The organism is Roseibium marinum (assembly GCF_002906165.1).
Classification (GTDB): Bacteria; Pseudomonadota; Alphaproteobacteria; order Rhizobiales; family Stappiaceae; genus Roseibium; species Roseibium marinum.
The window spans coordinates 1041870-1058399 of sequence record NZ_PPCN01000001.1; the positions used below are offsets into that span (position 1 = coordinate 1041870).

Sequence of the window (16530 nt, forward strand, 5' to 3'; positions counted from 1 at the left end):
AATGCCTGCCCCACAAAATGCGAAACGGGCGGTTTTGTCGACGTTGATAGGGAAGATCGTTCAGGCCGCGGCAAGCCGCGCAGTCACAAAGTTCGTCAAACAATATCGATGAGCGTTACATAAGCCAGGTGCGAGCCCAAAACAAGGTGAATTTCAAAAATATGATGATTTTTTTGATAAAAAATTCTCCGGAGAATGCGGAAAATCAAGTGCGCATTTGAATGATTCACGTCTTTTTCCGCGCCGTTGCGTGGGTTGGAGGCCAAGATTGCGTTGAAAAACTGAAAAAAACGCCATTTGTGACGTTGCCGGGGGGAGGCGGTCGAATTTCCGGCAGTCAGATCGGCGGGCAGGCGATTTACCTCCTCACGGCTGACGGCCGGCAATGCAGGTGGCTATAGCGTGCTGCGTTTAAGCGGATTCTGAAGACGCCCGAGGCAGCGTTCGCTATGCAAATGCGTTCGGGCGATTTCCTGAATTCATTTTAACGCGAAACGCTTTACGGTCGAAATGAACCGCCGGACGTCTCTGAACGGCGGCAGGCGGTTCACTTGCGCGCGATCTGCCGGGCGATTGCGAAATGCAGGTCCCGGTCCGTCAGCTTCGCTCAATAGAGTGAAGCCATGCGATTGTTTGTGAACCGTCCGTAAAAATGCTAGATTGGCTTGAGTTGAGAACATGCCTGTTTGAATATTTTTATTTGGTGGATGATGGCAGAGCTGACGAAGCGTAAATTTTTTAATTTTCTTTCTTTTTTACTGTCGCTACTCATTTTCTGGCTTACCGGGGCTACCAGTTCAGCCAAGGGCAGCAGGCTGGAGTTGGCAGATCCTGTTGAGACCGGTGTCTGGAAGTTCTCCAGTCGGAGACCTGCGTCTTCGCAATTGTTGCCTCTTGAAGTTCCGGTTGGAACCGGGCGGACGTCCGGCGCGCTCGAACACGGCAGAGAAGGGGCAATCACCGTCGCCGCCTACGGGAGCGAATCTCCCAATTCCCAGGCTGGATCGGGAAATAAGCCCATAAGTCCAAATCGACCTGGAAAGACTATCGGCAACGTCCCTCAGGAAGAGGCGTCGCTTCAGCGTTTGTTGAACACGAAAGCGCGCATAATCACAGAATCGAACAAATGCGAAAGGAAGATCCTGCGCGGACAGGATCCCCTTAAATGCTTCGCCGATGTGCTTGCGATATATGAGACACGCCTGGCGGGTGAAGCCGGTCGCGGAAGCAGTGTGGCGAAGGCGGCCTTGCCCATCGTCAGGCAGATGGCCAGAGATATCCGCAGAGCCAATAGCGGCAAGGAAGGTCTCGCGATCGTTCGTAGGGGGATTGGGAAAGTCCAGCGGATTCGCCTCGTCAGGTCGCAGGATGCCGTGGTTGCGAAACTGCAGCAACAGCAGCGCGGTGTTCTGGTGGACACACTGCAGGCGGTCGAGATCAACCTTGTGAAAGCGATTGCGATTTGAATGGAAAGCTTTTCGTGATCATGGACAGGCTCGTGGTTCAACGATTGCTGTCGGGATTTTCCGGTCTCGCCTGCGGGCTTTTACTTGTCGCAATATGCTGCGGAACGGCATCGGCTCAGGGTGAACTTTCCGGCGTCAGAATGGCGCTGATCATCGGCAATTCCAACTACACCTCCGAAAAACTGCCAAACGCGAGGAACGATGCGGAAAGTATTGCCACCACTCTGCGGACACTCGATTTCGACGTTCGCCTGGTGTTGGACGCAACGCGTGACCGCTTCCTTGGTGAAATAGAAGAATTCGCGGAAGACACGCTCCGCCGCAACGCAAGTGTCGTGCTCGTCTATTATGCCGGTCACGGGGTTCAACTGGCCGGAAAGAACTACTTCATCCCGGTCGACGCGCATATCAGCGATGTCGACAGTCTTGTGGATCAAAGCGTCCAATTCGATGAACTTCTGAATCTGATCGGCAAAAGCAGCTCGTTCAAGATGATCTTTCTTGACGCCTGTCAGAACAATCCCTTCCAGGGGCGCATCGACAGTGTCGGGGTCGGTCTTGCCCCGCCCCCCGATGTCAGTGGTTTCCTGATCGGTTTCGCAACGCAGCCCGGAAAGGTCGCCTTCGACGGTGCCGGCAAAAACAGTCCTTATACGTCTGCGCTTCTTGCCAATATGCACGCCCCGGGACAGGAGGTCTTGTCCGTGCTGGCGGAGGTGAACCGGTATGTGCGCAAGGACACAGGTGGTGCCCAGGTTCCCTACGTTCAATTTTCGGTCAAACCCGAATTCTACTTTCTGCCAGGCGAAAAGGCCGAGCAGGATGTTGAGGTCAGACTTTGGAAACTGGCGGCCCAACAAGCGGATCCCGAACTGATCGACTTGTACATGCAGCGCTATCCGGAAGGCCGCTATGCGGGCGAGGCGCGGACCTTGCTGGAAAAGGCGGGTTCAAATCTTGCCGGGCTGGGGACGCGAAACCCGAAGAGCCGCGACACGCTGGAAGACGAGATCTGGACAAATGCCCTTGCTTCCCGCAACGGCTCATTGCTCGAATATTACATTGAACGCTTCCCGAACGGGCGCAATCTGCAGCAGGCGAAAGAAATCGTCACACAGATCGCGCCCGACGATGAGGCAAACATCACGCCTGCGGAACTGTGCCGGCAATTCGCGACACATCCCAATGACGCCACGATTATCTATCGGGGCGTTTCGCTCGATCGGCTGGCAAAAAATTCCGCCGCTGCGACGAAGGCCTGTGAAAGCGCCGTCCGGACTTTTCCTGAAGATCCGCACTACAAGGCCCTGCTTGCCCGCGCCTATGCGGCAGGCGGTGACACGGACCGGGCGATAGATTTTTACAAACAGGCAGCGCTGGCGGGAAATACGCGGGCGCTGGTCAGCCTGGGCCTGTTTTACGAACTTGGACAGGGCGTTCCGAAAAACCTGGCAACGGCCAGAGCGCTGTTTGAAGAAGCCTACAGTCACGGCAGCACGGACGGAGCGATCAATCTGGCCGTTTCGCTCTATTCGGGAACTGGCGGTGCGCGGGACGTGGCGCGAGCGATCACTCTTCTGGAGTTTGCGTCGTCGGAAGGGGCCGCCAGAGCGACGTTTAATCTGGGGGTATTCGCCAAGGAAGGCATCAACAAATCGGCGGAAAACGCTGTGGCCTATTTCGAACTCGCCGCCCGTCAAGGTTACGCGGAAGGCGCGCTCGCCGCCGCGGCGATTTACGACGAAGGGTTTCACACCGACAAATCGCCTCAAAAGGCGTCAGAGCTGCTTTTGTCGGCTCTGACCACGGACAATGGCGAGATACTTTCGAAGGTGGCGGCTGACGCAGACAGCTGGTCGCTCGACACGATCATGGCCGTCCAGTTGCGAATGAAGACAGCAGGGTACTATGACGGTGCCCTGGATGGTGTGCCCGGCCCGCGGTTCAACCGCGGGCTGGAACTGTGGCGTCTCTACGGCGGTTCGCCTTCCTGAACACCTTCATACGGATCTGAAGCTGTTTTTCCTCGGCAAGGGCAGAATATGGAACTGGACGTCCTTTATCTGGCTGATCTGCGCTTTCCCGGCGGCACATCCACATCGCTTAAATACGACCTCAGAGCCTGCAAGATGGCCGGGCTCAAGGCAGGGATCGTGCCCCTGTCATCGCCCCTGTTTGCCAGAAGCCAGGTTCCCAATTCCGCGTTGCTCGCTGAAATTCAGGCAACCGGAACGGTGATCGTGCCGCAAAACGAAAGACCGAGAACCAGGGTCGCGCTTTTGTACCATCCCTTGCTGCTGGACAAGACCGTGCATTTGCGCGCCGGGTTCGATGCGGATGTTTTCTACCTGGTTGTTCACCAGCCGACGCGGGACCGCCGAGGGCGCCTTTATTTTCAGACCGGGAACTGGCCCGGCCTGGCGGCCGACTGGTTCGGTCATGATTTGCGGCTGCTGCCGGTCAGCGACATCGTTCGCAAGGATCTCTCGCGACACGGCCTTTCGCATGCGCTTCATCCCGCCAACTGGACCAACCTGATTGATCCGCAGGACTTCCCGCAAAAGCAGATCGGGGAGTTGACGTCGCCGGTAAAGATCGGCCGCCACAGCCGGCCAAGCAGAGACAAGCTGCCTTCTCCGCCGGTCTCCCTGGCGTGCTATCCGCAGCACGCGGACTATAACCATCTGATGATGGGGGTACCCCAGGACTTTCTGGACGAGTTCGAGACACTGCCGTGGAACTGGCAGATATATCCCTTTTCATCCTGGCCGGTATCCGAGTTTCTGCAAAGCCTGGATATCTATAGTTATTTTCATTCAGATACCTGGGTTGAAGCGTTTGGCTACAACGTGCTGGAAGCTCTCGCGACCGGACTGCCCTGTGTCGTGCCGCATTACATGGAAGAGACTTTCTCCGATGCCTGCTTTTATACCGACCCTGCAAATGCTCCGCAGGTTTACGACCGCCTTCGATCCGACCGGTCGCTCAGAGAAGAGGCCTCCTCAAGAGCACGGGACCATGTCGTATCCCGTTTCGGTCTGGATCAATTCGCAAAGAAGCTCGAAAATGTCACCGAAGCACCGAAAGCCTCTTCACCGGGCAGCCTGAGAAAGCGCCAGACACCGGATCGGCCTGTTGTGCTTTCGGTGACCTCCAACGGCGTCGGCCTGGGCCATCTTTCCCGACAACTCGCCATAGCGGAGGCACTTGGCTCCGCTGTAAATGTGATTTTCTTTTCGCTTTCAGAAGCAATTGAAGTCGCCCGGTCGATGGGATACCTGGCCGAATTCCGCCCCTTCCACCGTCGGCTGAAACTGGATGTCGACGAATGGAATGCCTTTTTCTTTCAGGAAATGCGCGAAGCCCTCAGCCACTACAAACCGACCCTGGTTCTGTTCGACGGCAATCTTCCCTACGCCGGCTTCACCGACGCGCTTGAATCCTACGGCAAGAGTTATTGTACCTGGATCCGGCGGGGGCTGTGGCGCACGTCACAGCCCGAAAGCATTGCCAGAGAAGGTTTTTTCGATGCCATAATCGAGCCCGGAGAACTCTGCGAGGCTTTGGACACCGGGTATTCTCGGCAGAATGCGGAAAAGGTTGCCCGGGTAAATCCCGTCCTCATGACCCAGCCGCATCAGCTTCTCGACAAAACCGCCGCGAGGCGCGCGCTTGATTTGCCGGACAGCGCCATAGTGTGTCTTGTTCAGCTCGGATCCGAAGCGAATTTCAACATGTCCCTTCCCAGGGAGCTTCTGTTCGATTTTCTGGACAGGCATCCGGACGTGATTGCCGTCGATGTAAGATCGCCGCTGCATGTGAACGGTGGCAGCGATATTCATGAGCGCTTCCTGCTGCGCCGGCTTTTCCCGCTTAGCCGCTATCTCAAGGCATTCGACTTTGCCGTCTGCGCCGCAGGATATAACACGTTCCACGAAAACATTGCCGCCGCGCTGCCGACGCTTTTCATCCCGAACGACAATCCGGAAATGGACGCTCAGGACTCAAGAGCCCTGCATGGCGCGCGCGCCGGATGGAATCTGGCAAGCACGGCAGACGATCCTTATGAGATTGAAACGCAGCTTCGAAAACTGCTCGATCCCGAAATTCGGCAAACACTGTCCCTGGCCTGTGCGCGAAAGACCGGCTGCTGGGACGGAGCCTCGCAAATCGCCCGCCAGTTGCGGATACAGGCCCGGCTTCCGCAGTCCTTTCAGGTGCCGGCACAATGAGGCGGCACCTGCAGAATATCGGACTCCGATATGCCTTGCGCAGCCTTCGAATTCTCGGAGCCGCCAACAAACCGGATGCCGTCCTGCTGACGGAGCAGCGAAAACGCGGCAGCGTCGCCCTGATCTGGGCGCTCGATGAAACGGCGGAACACCTGTCCGCGGGTCTTTCGGAAAAGCTGGCCAAACTGAGCGGATTTGAAACGGTGGTGGTGGTCTGTCCACCGCGATTGTTTTCGGCACTGCGAAGCGAAGGGCATTTTTTTGAAACTCTGCCGGCCCCCGACGACATCAGGCGCAGCGGCGTCTCCTCCAACTGGGAGCTGTACCTCAGGCGGCGGATAGCGCGTATTCGCAAAAACTGGGGCCCCGATTTCGAGGCGGTCGTGGGCCCGGACCCGGAGGTGTACTACGAGACGATCCTGAACGGGCCTGATGACAGCGCCTTGAGCTGACACCGGTCAGGATAACCCGCTCGCCTCGAACGACGGTGCAAGAATGTGAAATCCCGATTGTCATAAGGTTTCCGCGCCGCTAGCGTGGGCCGAAACCATGCGGCGCGCTCGCGTCGCCGGTCGCAAATTTTCCCTCCTGCCATCAAGATGAGGCGTTTCATGGCGCAGCTCCCCAATTCCCTCGAAGCCCGCGATTCGGCGGTCCAGCTTCACTCCTATGCCGACGCGCGCCTCCAGGAGGAAACCGGCGCGCTGGTCATCGACAGGGGCGAAGGGATCTATGTCGAGGACATCAACGGCAAACGCTATATCGAAGGCATGGCCGGCCTCTGGAGCGTTGCTGTCGGATTCGGCGAAAAGCGCCTTGTCGATGTGGCCGCCCGGCAGATGGAAAAGCTGCCTTATTATCATACCTTCACCTACAAGACCCACGGTCCGTCGATCGAACTGGCCGAAAAGCTGATCGAGATGGCGCCTGTGCCCATGTCGAAGGTCTATTTCACCAATTCAGGCTCGGAGGCCAACGACACGGCGATCAAGCTGATCTGGTACCGGTCCAACGCCCTCGGCCAGCCGCAGCGCAAGAAGATCATTTCCCGTGTCCGCGGCTATCACGGCGTCACGCTCGCCTCGGCCAGCCTGACGGGCCTGCCCAACAATCACCGTTCCTTCGATCTGCCGATCCCGCAGGTCCTGCATACGACCTGCCCGCATTACCGCTCCATGAAGAAGGACGGCGAAAGCGAGGCGGCATTCGCCAAACGCTGCGCGCGGGACCTGGAGGACATGATCCTCGCCGAAGGTCCGGACACGATCGCCGCCTTCTTCGCCGAGCCGGTGATGGGCGCCGGCGGGGTGATCGTGCCGCCGGAGGGTTACTGGGCGGCGGTACAGCCGGTGCTGAAAAAATACGGCATTCTCTTCGTCGCCGACGAGGTGATCTGCGGTTTCGGGCGCACGGGCAACATGTTCGGCACCCAGACCTATGATCTGCAGCCGGACATGATGACGCTGTCGAAGGCGCTCTCCTCCTCCTATCAGCCAATTTCCGCGCTGTTGATCAATGACGATGTCTACCAGCCGATCGCCGATGAATCCCACAGGATCGGGGTGCTCGGCCACGGCTACACCGGCAGCGGTCATCCGGTGGCGGCGGCCGTCGCGCTGGAAAACCTGAAGATCATCGAGGAGCGCGATCTGGTCGGCAATGTGAGAGCCATCGCACCTCTGTTCCAGAAGCGGCTCGCCGGACTGGCGGAAAATCCGCTGGTGGTCGAAACCCGTGGCATCGGCCTGATCGGGGCGGCGGAGCTGTCCCATGAAACTCTTGCCGCGACACCGGGTGCGCTCGGCGCGAAAACCAATGCGACCTTTCAGGAAAAGGGCTTGATCTCCCGCAACATGGGCGACGCAATGGCCTTCTGCCCGCCGTTGATCATCACCGAGGCTCAGGTCAACGAGATGTTCGACATCGCGCAGTCGAGCCTTGATGCGATTGCGCAGAGCCTATGACAAGCTGGTCCGTCGTCGGCACGATCAGCGGCACCTCCGCCGACGGAATTGATCTGGCGGAAATCGAAACGGATGGCCGGACGGTCGCCCGGTTCGGCCCGGCGGAAACGGCGTCCTACCATCCAGAAACGAAGCGGCGGGTACTGGAGGCGGCGGCCGCGAAGGGATCGCGGCGCGAAGTCTGGCCCGATCTTGACCGTGCCGTCACCCGGGACCACGCCGCCGCGATCCGCGCCTATCTGGAAAAACACGGCCTGTCACCGGACACCGTCGTCTTTCACGGCCAGACGGTCTGGCACGATCCGGAGGCGGGAGAAACCATCCAGCTTGGCGATCCGCAGGCGCTTGCCGACGATCTCGGCCTGCTGGTGATCGGCGATGTCCGCCTGGCGGACATGTCTGCCGGCGGGCAGGGCGCTCCGCTGGTGCCCGTCTACCATCAGGCGCTGGCAAGGTCGCTGGTCGGTGAAGACAAGGAACCGCTGTGTTTTCTGAACATCGGCGGTGTCTCCAACCTGACCTATATCGACGGCGAGCGCCTGCTGGCCTTCGACATCGGTCCGGGCAACGCGCTGCTCGACGACTGGGTCCGCCGGCACGGGGCCGGGGACTACGATGCCGGGGGCAGACTTTCGGCGATAGGGCGCGTGGACGAACAGCGTCTGAACGAGGCTTTGAGCCACCCGTTCCTTGCCGAGCCCGGGCCGAAATCCCTCGACCGCTACAGTTTTTCCGCAAGCTTCGCCGAAGGGCTCTCCCTGGAGGACGGTGCGGCGACCCTGCTGGCCTTTACCGCCGGGGCAATCGCCAAAGCCGAACAGCTTCTGCCGCAAAAGCCGGGGCTCTGGCTGGTCTGCGGCGGCGGGCGGCACAATCCGGTGCTGATGCGTTTCCTGGCGGACCGTCTCTCCGGAGAGGTTGTTTCGGCCGATGTCTTCAAAATCGACGGCGATGCGCTTGAAGCACAGGCAATGGCGTTTTTGGGCGCGCGGCTGAAAGCCGGATTGCCGACAACTTTCCCGAAAACCACCGGCGTGAGCCGTCCGGTGATCGGCGGCAAGCTTTATAAGCCCGGCGGCTGACCGGGCCTTTTTAAAAAAACTCCAGTGAGGAAGCGTGAAGAGAATCCTTGAGCCCGCGCGCGAAATCGATGTCATCCATGAAACCGACGTGCTTGTGGTCGGCTCCGGCCCGGGCGGTCTGGCTGCCGCCCTGGGGGCGGCGCGAGCCGGCGTCGAGGTGACCCTGGTCGAGCGCTTCGGCTGTTTCGGCGGCAATATCACCGCCGTCGGCGTCGAAGGCTTCGCCTGGTACCGGCACGAAAAGACCATCGACACGGAAGGCGTCGGCCGCGAGTTCGAGGACCGGGCGCGGGAGGCGGGCGCGGCCACGCCGGAACCGCAATCCGACAGCCACGCCATCGACGCGGAGGGCTTCAAGCTGGTCGCCGACAATCTGGTCGAGGAAGCCGGCATCCACGCGATGCTGCACCGGGCCTTCGCGGCGCCGATCATGGAAGGCTCCGAAATCCGCGGCATCGTCACCGAGAGCAAGGCGGGCCGCGAGGCGATCCTGGCACGAAAGGTGATCGACGCCACCGGCGACGCCGACGTGGCCTTCCGGGCGGGTGCCAAGACGAAAAAGACACCGGTGGAAGAGATGCAGGCGGCGTCCGTCATGTTCTCCATGACCGGTGTCGACAAGCGCAAATTCATCGAGGCGGTCAAGGCGGATCCGCAGACCTACAAGGACTGGGAAAGCGGCGAGTGGTCGGTGGAAACCACCGGCAAGGAAGACAAGATGTTCTCGCCCTTCCTGCGCAAGCCGTTCGAAAAAGCCATGCAGGCCGGCATGATCCCGGCGGCCCTGCAGACGATCTCCGGAACCTGGGGCGCCGTCTACGACAGCGGCGATCTCACCTACCTCAACCTGGTGCATCTGCCCGAATGCGACGGCACCGATCCCGGGTCCATGACGAAGAACGAGATCGAGGGCCGCCGTCAGGCAATACTGGCCGTCGAAGCGCTGAAACGCTTTCAGCCAGGCTGCGACACGGCCAAACTCCGCAATTTCGGCATGACCATCGGCATCCGCGACACCCGCAAGATCCTCGCCGCCTACGACATGACGGGAGAGGATGTCCGCGGGCAGGGCCGGTTCGAGGACAGCGTCGGCATTTTTCCGGAATTCATCGACGGCTACGGCATCCTGATCCTGCCGACCACAGGCCGCTACTTCCAGCTCCCCTACCGCACGATGCTGCCGAAGGGCGTGAAGAACCTGCTCGTCGCCGGCCGCGCCACCGGCGGCGACAGGACAAGCCACGCCGCCACCCGCAACATGATGTGCTGCACGGTGACCGGCCAGGGGGCGGGGGTAGCCGCCGCTCTGTCGGTCAAACATGGGCTGGATCTTGAAGCGATGGATATTTCGCTCTTGCAAACGGAACTGAAACGCCAGGGCGTGCGGCTGCATTAAAGCTGGTTTGACATTAAATGCGCAGGTAGACCCCCACCCCTAACCCCTCCCCACAAGGGGGAGGGGAACTTGGCTGCGGTTATTGGTTCTGTCTATTTCCAGAACTCCTGTTGGAAGGCAAAGACTGTCAACGAGGCACGGCGGAATTCCCCTCCCCCTTGTGGGGAGGGGTTAGGGGTGGGGGTCTACCTGCGCAAAGAAAAGTAAGGGACGTCGGTTTGCCCACACAAAAAGAGCTAGGAGTGGTTGGCTCCTTATCAAGCCGGCATAGATCCAAACCCGCTCCAGCCCGGCTTCAGCGGTTCCCTGCTCTTCCCGCCACTCTTGCGCAAAACCCGTGCAGCCGCTAACCAGATCCTATGAACGGATCTGAAATCTACCGGCGGCTGATCGGGCTTATCGAGGAGCGGGTGTTGAAACCCGGCGACCGTCTGCGCGAGGCGGACCTGGCGGAGGAATTCGGTGTCTCCAGAACGCCGATCCGAGAGGGATTGAAGCGCCTGGAAGCGCAGGGGCTTGCCGTTCACGAGCCAAATCGCGGCATGGTCATCCCGACGCTCGATCACGGTCAGATCAACGAAGTTTATTTCATGCGCGAAGTGCTGGAAGGCACCGCTGCCGGTCTTGCCGCCAAGCACGCCTCGAAGCCGGAGATCGAGATCCTGCAGGATCTGGTGACCGCGGACCGCCGGCGCATTGCCGACAAGGACAGCCTCGTGCGCTCCAACCGGGAGTTCCACCGGCGCCTGTGCCTTGCCTCGCACAACCGCTATCTGGTCGACCAGATCGACCATCTGCGCCTGTCGCTGATCCTCATGGCAGGCACGACGCTGGATACGCCGGAGCGGCGCGAAACGGCGGTCGAGGAACATGCGGCAATTGTCGATGCGATCGGCAGGGGCGACAGCGCGGCCGCGGAAAACGCCGCCCGCAGGCATATCGCCCACGCCCACAAGACCCGGCTTCAGCAGATCTGATCTTCTCGCGGAGAGCCTTCAGGTGCTCGGACGACCGCCCGCTGCCGCCGTCAAGTCAATCGGTCTTGCCCTGCGCAATTGGCCGGGTTGTGGCGCCGGAGCGTTTTCAGCACTCGACGATATTCACCGCCAGACCGCCCTTGGAGGTCTCCTTATACTGCTCCATCATGTCCATGCCCGTCTGACGCATGGTCTCGATGCAGCCGTCCAGCGGCACGAAATGGGAGCCGTTGCCGCGCAGCGCCAGCGAGGCGGCGGTCACGGCTTTCACCGCGCCGAGGGCGTTGCGCTCGATGCAGGGCACCTGGACGAGGCCGCCGATCGGATCGCAGGTCATGCCGAGGTGGTGTTCCAGGGCGATTTCGGCCGCGTTTTCGATCTGCTCGTTGCTGCCGCCGAGCGCCGCGCAAAGACCGGCGGCCGCCATGGCGGAGGCCGAGCCGACCTCGCCCTGGCAGCCGACTTCCGCGCCCGAGATCGACGCATTCGCCTTGATGATGCCGCCGACCGCGGCGGCAGTCAGCAGGAAGGTGCGGATGCCGGCCTGATCGGCGTCCTTGCAATGGTCGAGATAATAGCGGGTCACCGCAGGGATGACCCCGGCCGCCCCGTTGGTCGGCGCGGTGACGACCCGGCCCCCGGCTGCGTTTTCCTCATTGACCGCCATGGCATAGACGCCGAGCCAGTCGACCACATTATGCTCGAAGCGCGGATTGCTGCGGCCTTCAAGGATGAGTTGCTGGTAGATATCCGCCGCGCGGCGCTTGACCTTCAGCCCGCCCGGCAACTGGCCGGTCTGGCTGATGCCGCGGTTGATGCTGGCATCCATCGCCGTCCAGAGCTTGTCGATGCCCGCTTCCACCTCTTCAAGGGACTGGGTGGCGCATTCGTTCCGCAGTTTCATCTCGGCGATGGAGAGCTCGGCTTCCTTGCCCATGGCCAGCATCTGGCTGGCGGAAGCGAAGGGGAAGGGCACGTCCTGCCGGGCGAGCTCGGTGACCGGCTCGTTGGTGGTTTTCGTGAGTTCCGCTTCGCTGACCACGAAACCGCCGCCGATGGAATAATAGACGAAGCTGTCGATAACGGTCCCGGACACATCGAGAAGTTCAAAGGTCATGCCGTTCGCGTGCAGCGGCAAGGACGGACCGTAGTCGAAAATAACGTCCCGGTCGGGAAGGAATGCCAGTTCGGGCAGACCGGGGATCCGCAGCCGTTTTTCCTTTTCCAGGACGTCGAGCATCGGGTCGACCTGATCGGGATCGAGACTGTCCGGTCTGGCCCCCAGAAGCCCCAGGCAGACGGCCTTGTCCGTCGCATGGCCTTTTCCGGTGAAGGCGAGCGAGCCGTGCAGGGTGACGGTCAAACGCGCCGCCTTTGCTTGCGCACCTGCAAGTCCCCGGGCCCGGTCCAGGTAGCGGTGGACCGCGACCATCGGCCCGACGGTGTGGGAGCTCGAGGGGCCGATGCCGACTTTGAAAATATCGAAGACGCTGATGAACATCCGATCCGCACTGCCTGTCTCTTCCAAGCTGACCCTGCCAGCACTCTTTTCAGGGTAACAGATAGTCCTTTGTGCAAGAGCGTTCAAACGGGCAATTTTGTGTTGTTTGCGACATTGCCCGAAACACTCCTTTCCGAAGTCCGCTTGGGCGGGAACAAATCCACACCGGCACTGTTGTTTGCGAAAAGACGCTTTGATAGCTTGCCGCTCCCTTCAGGGGCCCGGCCCCTGGCAGCCAGGAGTATCCGATGACCGCGCAGCACCCATCCGATGTGCAGGACGTTCTGAAGTCCAGAAAAGACGCCTTCCTGATCCCGGAGGGGATCATCTACCTGGATGGAAATTCCCTCGGTGTGCTGCCGCGTCACGTGCCGGCGCGCCTCAACGAGGTGGTGACGCAGGAATGGGGCGCCAGCCTGATCACCGCCTGGAACACCCATGGCTGGATCGACCTGCCGGCCCGCACGGGCGATCGCATAGGCAAGCTGATGGGGGCGCCCGCCGGCACCTGCATTGCCTGCGACAGCACCTCGGTCAATGTCTTCAAGGTTCTGTCGGCGGCGCTTTCTCTGCGCCCGGACCGCAAGGTCATTCTGTCGGATACTGGAAACTTCCCGACCGACCTTTATGTGGCCTCCGGGCTGAAGGATCTGCTGGCGAGGAGGTACGAACTCAAGGTGGTCGCACCGGAGGAGGTCAGGGCGGCGATCACCGCGGACGTGGCCGTTCTTATGCTGACACAGGTCGATTACCGGACCGGCCGCCTCCATGACATGGAAGACCTGACGCGGACGGCTCACGCCGCCGGTGCGCTCGCCATCTGGGATCTGGCACATTCCGCCGGGGCCTTACCGGTCGATCTTGCCGGGGCGAAAGCGGATTTCGCTGTCGGCTGCGGCTACAAATATCTCAACGGCGGCCCCGGCGCTCCGGCCTTTCTGTATGTCTCGCCCGAGCATCTGGACAAGGTCACTTCACCGCTCACCGGGTGGATGGGTCATGAGGCGCCCTTCGCCTTCGACCTGGATTACCGTCCGGTCTCGGGCATCGGCCGGATGACGGTGGGAACACCCGCGGTCCTGTCGCTGTCCGGCCTTTATGCGGCGCTCGACCTCTTCGAGGATGTCGACATGGCCGATATCCGCCGGAAGTCGATTTCCCTGAGCGAGTTATTCATCGCGGAGGTCGAGGCCAGGTGCCCGCGGCTTGAACTGGCAAGTCCGCGGAACCCGCAAACCCGGGGCAGCCAGGTATCTTTCCGTTTCAAGGAAGGCTACGCGGTGATGCAGGCGTTGATCGCCAGGGGGGTGATCGGAGATTTCCGCGCACCGGACGTGATGCGGTTCGGCTTCACGCCGCTCTACCTGTCGCACCAGGACATTATCGACGCGGTCGCGATCCTCGCGGACATTCTGGATACGCAAAGCTGGGACCGGCCGGAATTCAAAACCAGGGCCAAGGTCACATAGAAGCGATTTGCACCTGTGTTTCCAGCATCGACAGGAATCGCTCCTCAGGAACGGGTTTTGAGTAAAGATAGCCCTGGAACAGGTGGCAGCCGTTTTCCAGCAGCCAGGCCCGCTGTTCGATCGTTTCCACACCTTCGGCGACCACTTCCGCGCCGAGTGCGTTGGCCAGGGACAGGATCAGCTTCACGATTGCTCCGCCGGAGGCGATGTCATTCATGAACATCCGGTCGATCTTGATGCCGTCGATCGGATAGTTGTGGAGATAGGCGAGGTTGGAATAGCCGGCGCCGAAATCGTCGATGACGATCCGGTAGCCCGTCCTTTTCAGCAGGGAGAGCGTTTCGAAGGCATTGGGGATGTCGCCAAGGAGAACGCTTTCCGTCAGCTCCAGGGAAATCATTTCAGGATTGCAGCCGGTCTCCTCCGGCAGGGCCCGCATATGGGTCACGAAATGCGGGTCGGAGAGTTGCCTCGGGGATACGTTGAGCGAAAGCGGCACGTCGTAGTTCAGGCGCGCGAGCCGCGCCTGCATGTGCGCCACTTGGCGGTTTACCCACAGGCCGATCTCGTTGATGAGACCGGTTTCCTCGGCAATCGGTATGAATTCATCCGGGTAGATGAGGCCCTTTTCCGGATGACACCAGCGGATCAGGGCTTCGGCGGAGATCACCCTGTCGGTCAGAGTTGAGGCGATCGGCTGATACTCCAGCGTGAATTCATTCACCTGGATCGCGCGTTCGAGATCCTTCTTGATCGCCAGATGCTCGTCCCGCAGATGCCGCATCTGTTGCTGGAACCGCACGCATTTGTCCATCGGGTCCGTCTTGGCCTGATAGAGCGCGAGATCGGCATGGCGCATGAGATTATCGATGCTGACACCGTCCTCCGGATAATGCGTATAGCCGATGCTGAGGCCGACGCGTCTCGGCTTGCCGTCGATCATCTGGGGTTTCGAGAAAGCCTGAAGGAGCCCCTGGCCGAACCAGTCTGACCTGTCTGAACCGGATTTTTCCAGATGGCAGATCAGAAACTCGTCACCGCCCAGCCGTGCCACGATGTCATCCGGCTCCGCCAGTTGCTTCAGCTTTTCCGCAACAAGTTGCAGCAGGCTGTCGCCGGCGGCATGGCCCTGGGTGTCGTTGACCATCTTGAAGTCGTCCAGGTCCACCAGATAAAGCGTCGCCGTCTGGCCCCTGTCCGCCGCCGTCTGCAAAACCTGAGCGAGCCGCTCCTGAAGGTACGTCCGGTTGGACAGGCCCGTCAGCGTGTCATGACTTGCCAGAAATTGCGCCCGTTCCTTGGTTTCATGCAGTTCGGTGACGTCGATTTCACTTACGAGATAAGCCGGCTGTCCGGACACGGCATCCTGGCAGGAGCGGATCGTCAGTTCGTGCCAGCGCGGCCCGGCGCTTGTCCTGACCCTGGCGACACGTCCCGAGGTGCGGTCCCGCTCCACAAGCTCCAGGAACTTGCGGGCATCCCGCGGCTCGACGAAGTGGCCGTGAAACGGGTTGTCGAGCGAGTGGCACACGGCCCGCGCGGCGGTGTTCCTGTAAAGAGGTGTACCGTCTGTCGAATAAAGCGAAATCATCACGGTGGTATGCGTCAGGGCTTCCGCGCTTCTGAGGGTTTCCGGCTGCTGTTCGTGATGTTCGCGCGCTTCACAGAGCAGGCCCATGCGGCCATCGACCAGCCTGATCCCGCTCATGTTCATTTGCAAGACCTTCGGCTTGCCCTTGGGATAGAGCGTCCAGATTTCGGAAAAGCTCACATCGTGCCTGCAAAAATCCTGCTGATATTGCCGCAGCCGTTCTTCCACCGATGGAGACATGTCTTCGGCCAGATCGCGGGAGCGGAGTTCTTCAAGGCTGGCGGCTTCGGTAACTTCCAGGGTCTTGCGGTTCGCCCAAAGGAAGCGCTTGTTGTCGAAATCGAAGATCCAGACGGCGGTATCGAGCCGGTCGTAAATCGTTGCTATGAGGTCCGAATCGATCTTGCCGCCAGCGATACCGTAGGACGACGCTTCGCGGTTCTCTTCCGGCTCAAGGCACGCATTCCCGGAAAGATCAGGATAGTCCTGCAGTTTTTCCTCCACGGTTGATATTCTGCCGGGACGATGTCCGGTCGGTTTTCTGCCTGCCGCCGTGCGCCGCGCTTTTCTCAAGAGCAATGTTCGTAAAATCTCCGTTCAATTTCAATTGAGAATAACCATAAGGAAGGCAACGCAAATATCGCAAGCGGTAGTTATTTATAAAGTGAATTCTCTTTATTGTAAAAAATATCAATGTCAAGTTGCAGTTTAATTGAACAAATAATCTGCTTCTCTTTGCTTTTGAAGGCAACTGAAATAAGTGTCTGTCCACCGGAACGAGTAAAATCCGGTATATACACTTTCTGTTGTTTCGTGAGTGCGTCAGGCTTGCCAGCACAAACAGCCTGCGGA

At 60.0% G+C, this 16530-nt stretch carries 12 protein-coding genes; 9 read left to right on the forward strand and 3 right to left on the reverse strand.

Going from position 1 to position 16530, the window contains the following annotated elements; translation table 11 throughout:
• Nucleotides 1–95: 95 nt before the first annotated feature.
• Nucleotides 96–386 carry a hypothetical protein gene (locus CLV41_RS04950; RefSeq protein ID WP_103221096.1) on the reverse strand — a complete coding sequence of 97 codons (291 nt, stop codon included), beginning with the start codon at nt 384–386 and terminating at the stop codon, nt 96–98.
• Between the two features lie 300 nt (nt 387–686).
• Between CLV41_RS04950 and CLV41_RS04955 the strand changes: the two genes are divergently transcribed.
• From CLV41_RS04955 to CLV41_RS04990, 8 genes are all read left to right on the forward strand, one after another.
• Entirely contained in the window at nt 687–1466 is a 780-nt protein-coding gene (locus tag CLV41_RS04955; RefSeq protein ID WP_146048502.1) for a hypothetical protein, read from the forward strand.
• Between the two features lie 20 nt (nt 1467–1486).
• Nucleotides 1487–3460, forward strand: a complete 1974-nt coding sequence (locus tag CLV41_RS04960; RefSeq protein WP_235867080.1) for a caspase family protein — start codon at nt 1487–1489, stop codon at nt 3458–3460.
• A 48-nt stretch (nt 3461–3508) separates the two neighbouring features.
• Entirely contained in the window at nt 3509–5698 is a 2190-nt protein-coding gene (locus CLV41_RS04965) for a glycosyltransferase (protein WP_103221099.1), read from the forward strand.
• Nucleotides 5699–5733: 35 nt separating this feature from the next.
• Complete coding sequence (locus CLV41_RS04970) at nt 5734–6150, forward strand: hypothetical protein (RefSeq protein ID WP_146048504.1); 417 nt, start codon at nt 5734–5736, stop codon at nt 6148–6150.
• A gap of 159 nt (nt 6151–6309) precedes the next feature.
• Nucleotides 6310–7662: an aspartate aminotransferase family protein gene (locus CLV41_RS04975; RefSeq protein ID WP_103221101.1), complete on the forward strand. Its 1353-nt coding sequence runs from the start codon at nt 6310–6312 to the stop codon at nt 7660–7662.
• Nucleotides 7659–8744, forward strand: a complete 1086-nt coding sequence (locus tag CLV41_RS04980) for an anhydro-N-acetylmuramic acid kinase (RefSeq protein ID WP_103221102.1) — start codon at nt 7659–7661, stop codon at nt 8742–8744. Before CLV41_RS04975 ends, CLV41_RS04980 begins: the two co-directional genes overlap by 4 nt.
• A gap of 34 nt (nt 8745–8778) precedes the next feature.
• Nucleotides 8779–10140, forward strand: a complete 1362-nt coding sequence (locus tag CLV41_RS04985; RefSeq protein ID WP_103221103.1) for an FAD-dependent oxidoreductase — start codon at nt 8779–8781, stop codon at nt 10138–10140.
• A 359-nt stretch (nt 10141–10499) separates the two neighbouring features.
• Nucleotides 10500–11117 (forward strand): GntR family transcriptional regulator, encoded by a 618-nt coding sequence (locus CLV41_RS04990; RefSeq protein WP_103221104.1) that lies wholly within the window; start codon nt 10500–10502, stop codon nt 11115–11117.
• A 106-nt stretch (nt 11118–11223) separates the two neighbouring features.
• On the opposite strand, the gene CLV41_RS04995 is transcribed toward CLV41_RS04990, so the two are convergent.
• Nucleotides 11224–12618 (reverse strand): L-serine ammonia-lyase, encoded by a 1395-nt coding sequence (locus tag CLV41_RS04995; protein WP_103221105.1) that lies wholly within the window; start codon nt 12616–12618, stop codon nt 11224–11226.
• A gap of 248 nt (nt 12619–12866) precedes the next feature.
• Here CLV41_RS04995 and kynU point away from each other — a divergent pair, with 248 nt between their 5' ends.
• Nucleotides 12867–14087 carry a kynureninase gene (kynU, locus tag CLV41_RS05000; RefSeq protein WP_103221106.1) on the forward strand — a complete coding sequence of 407 codons (1221 nt, stop codon included), beginning with the start codon at nt 12867–12869 and terminating at the stop codon, nt 14085–14087.
• Here kynU and CLV41_RS05005 read toward each other — a convergent pair.
• The gene (locus tag CLV41_RS05005; protein ID WP_208987275.1) at nt 14080–16182 is read right to left on the reverse strand and encodes a putative bifunctional diguanylate cyclase/phosphodiesterase; all 2103 of its coding nucleotides are present in this window, start codon (nt 16180–16182) and stop codon (nt 14080–14082) included. The genes kynU and CLV41_RS05005 overlap by 8 nt on opposite strands.
• Between the last annotated feature and the right edge of the window lie 348 nt (nt 16183–16530).

Bases quoted from the DNA above. Each gene is read 5' to 3' on its own strand.
- CLV41_RS04960 (WP_235867080.1), top strand. From the start codon at position 1,487: ATGGACAGGCTCGTGGTTCAACGATTGCTGTCGGGATTTTCCGGTCTC.
- CLV41_RS04965 (WP_103221099.1), top strand. From the start codon at position 3,509: ATGGAACTGGACGTCCTTTATCTGGCTGATCTGCGCTTTCCCGGCGGC.
- CLV41_RS04975 (WP_103221101.1), top strand. From the start codon at position 6,310: ATGGCGCAGCTCCCCAATTCCCTCGAAGCCCGCGATTCGGCGGTCCAG.
- CLV41_RS04980 (WP_103221102.1), top strand. From the start codon at position 7,659: ATGACAAGCTGGTCCGTCGTCGGCACGATCAGCGGCACCTCCGCCGAC.
- CLV41_RS04990 (WP_103221104.1), top strand. From the start codon at position 10,500: ATGAACGGATCTGAAATCTACCGGCGGCTGATCGGGCTTATCGAGGAG.
- CLV41_RS04995 (WP_103221105.1), bottom strand. From the start codon at position 12,618: ATGTTCATCAGCGTCTTCGATATTTTCAAAGTCGGCATCGGCCCCTCG.
- kynU (WP_103221106.1), top strand. From the start codon at position 12,867: ATGACCGCGCAGCACCCATCCGATGTGCAGGACGTTCTGAAGTCCAGA.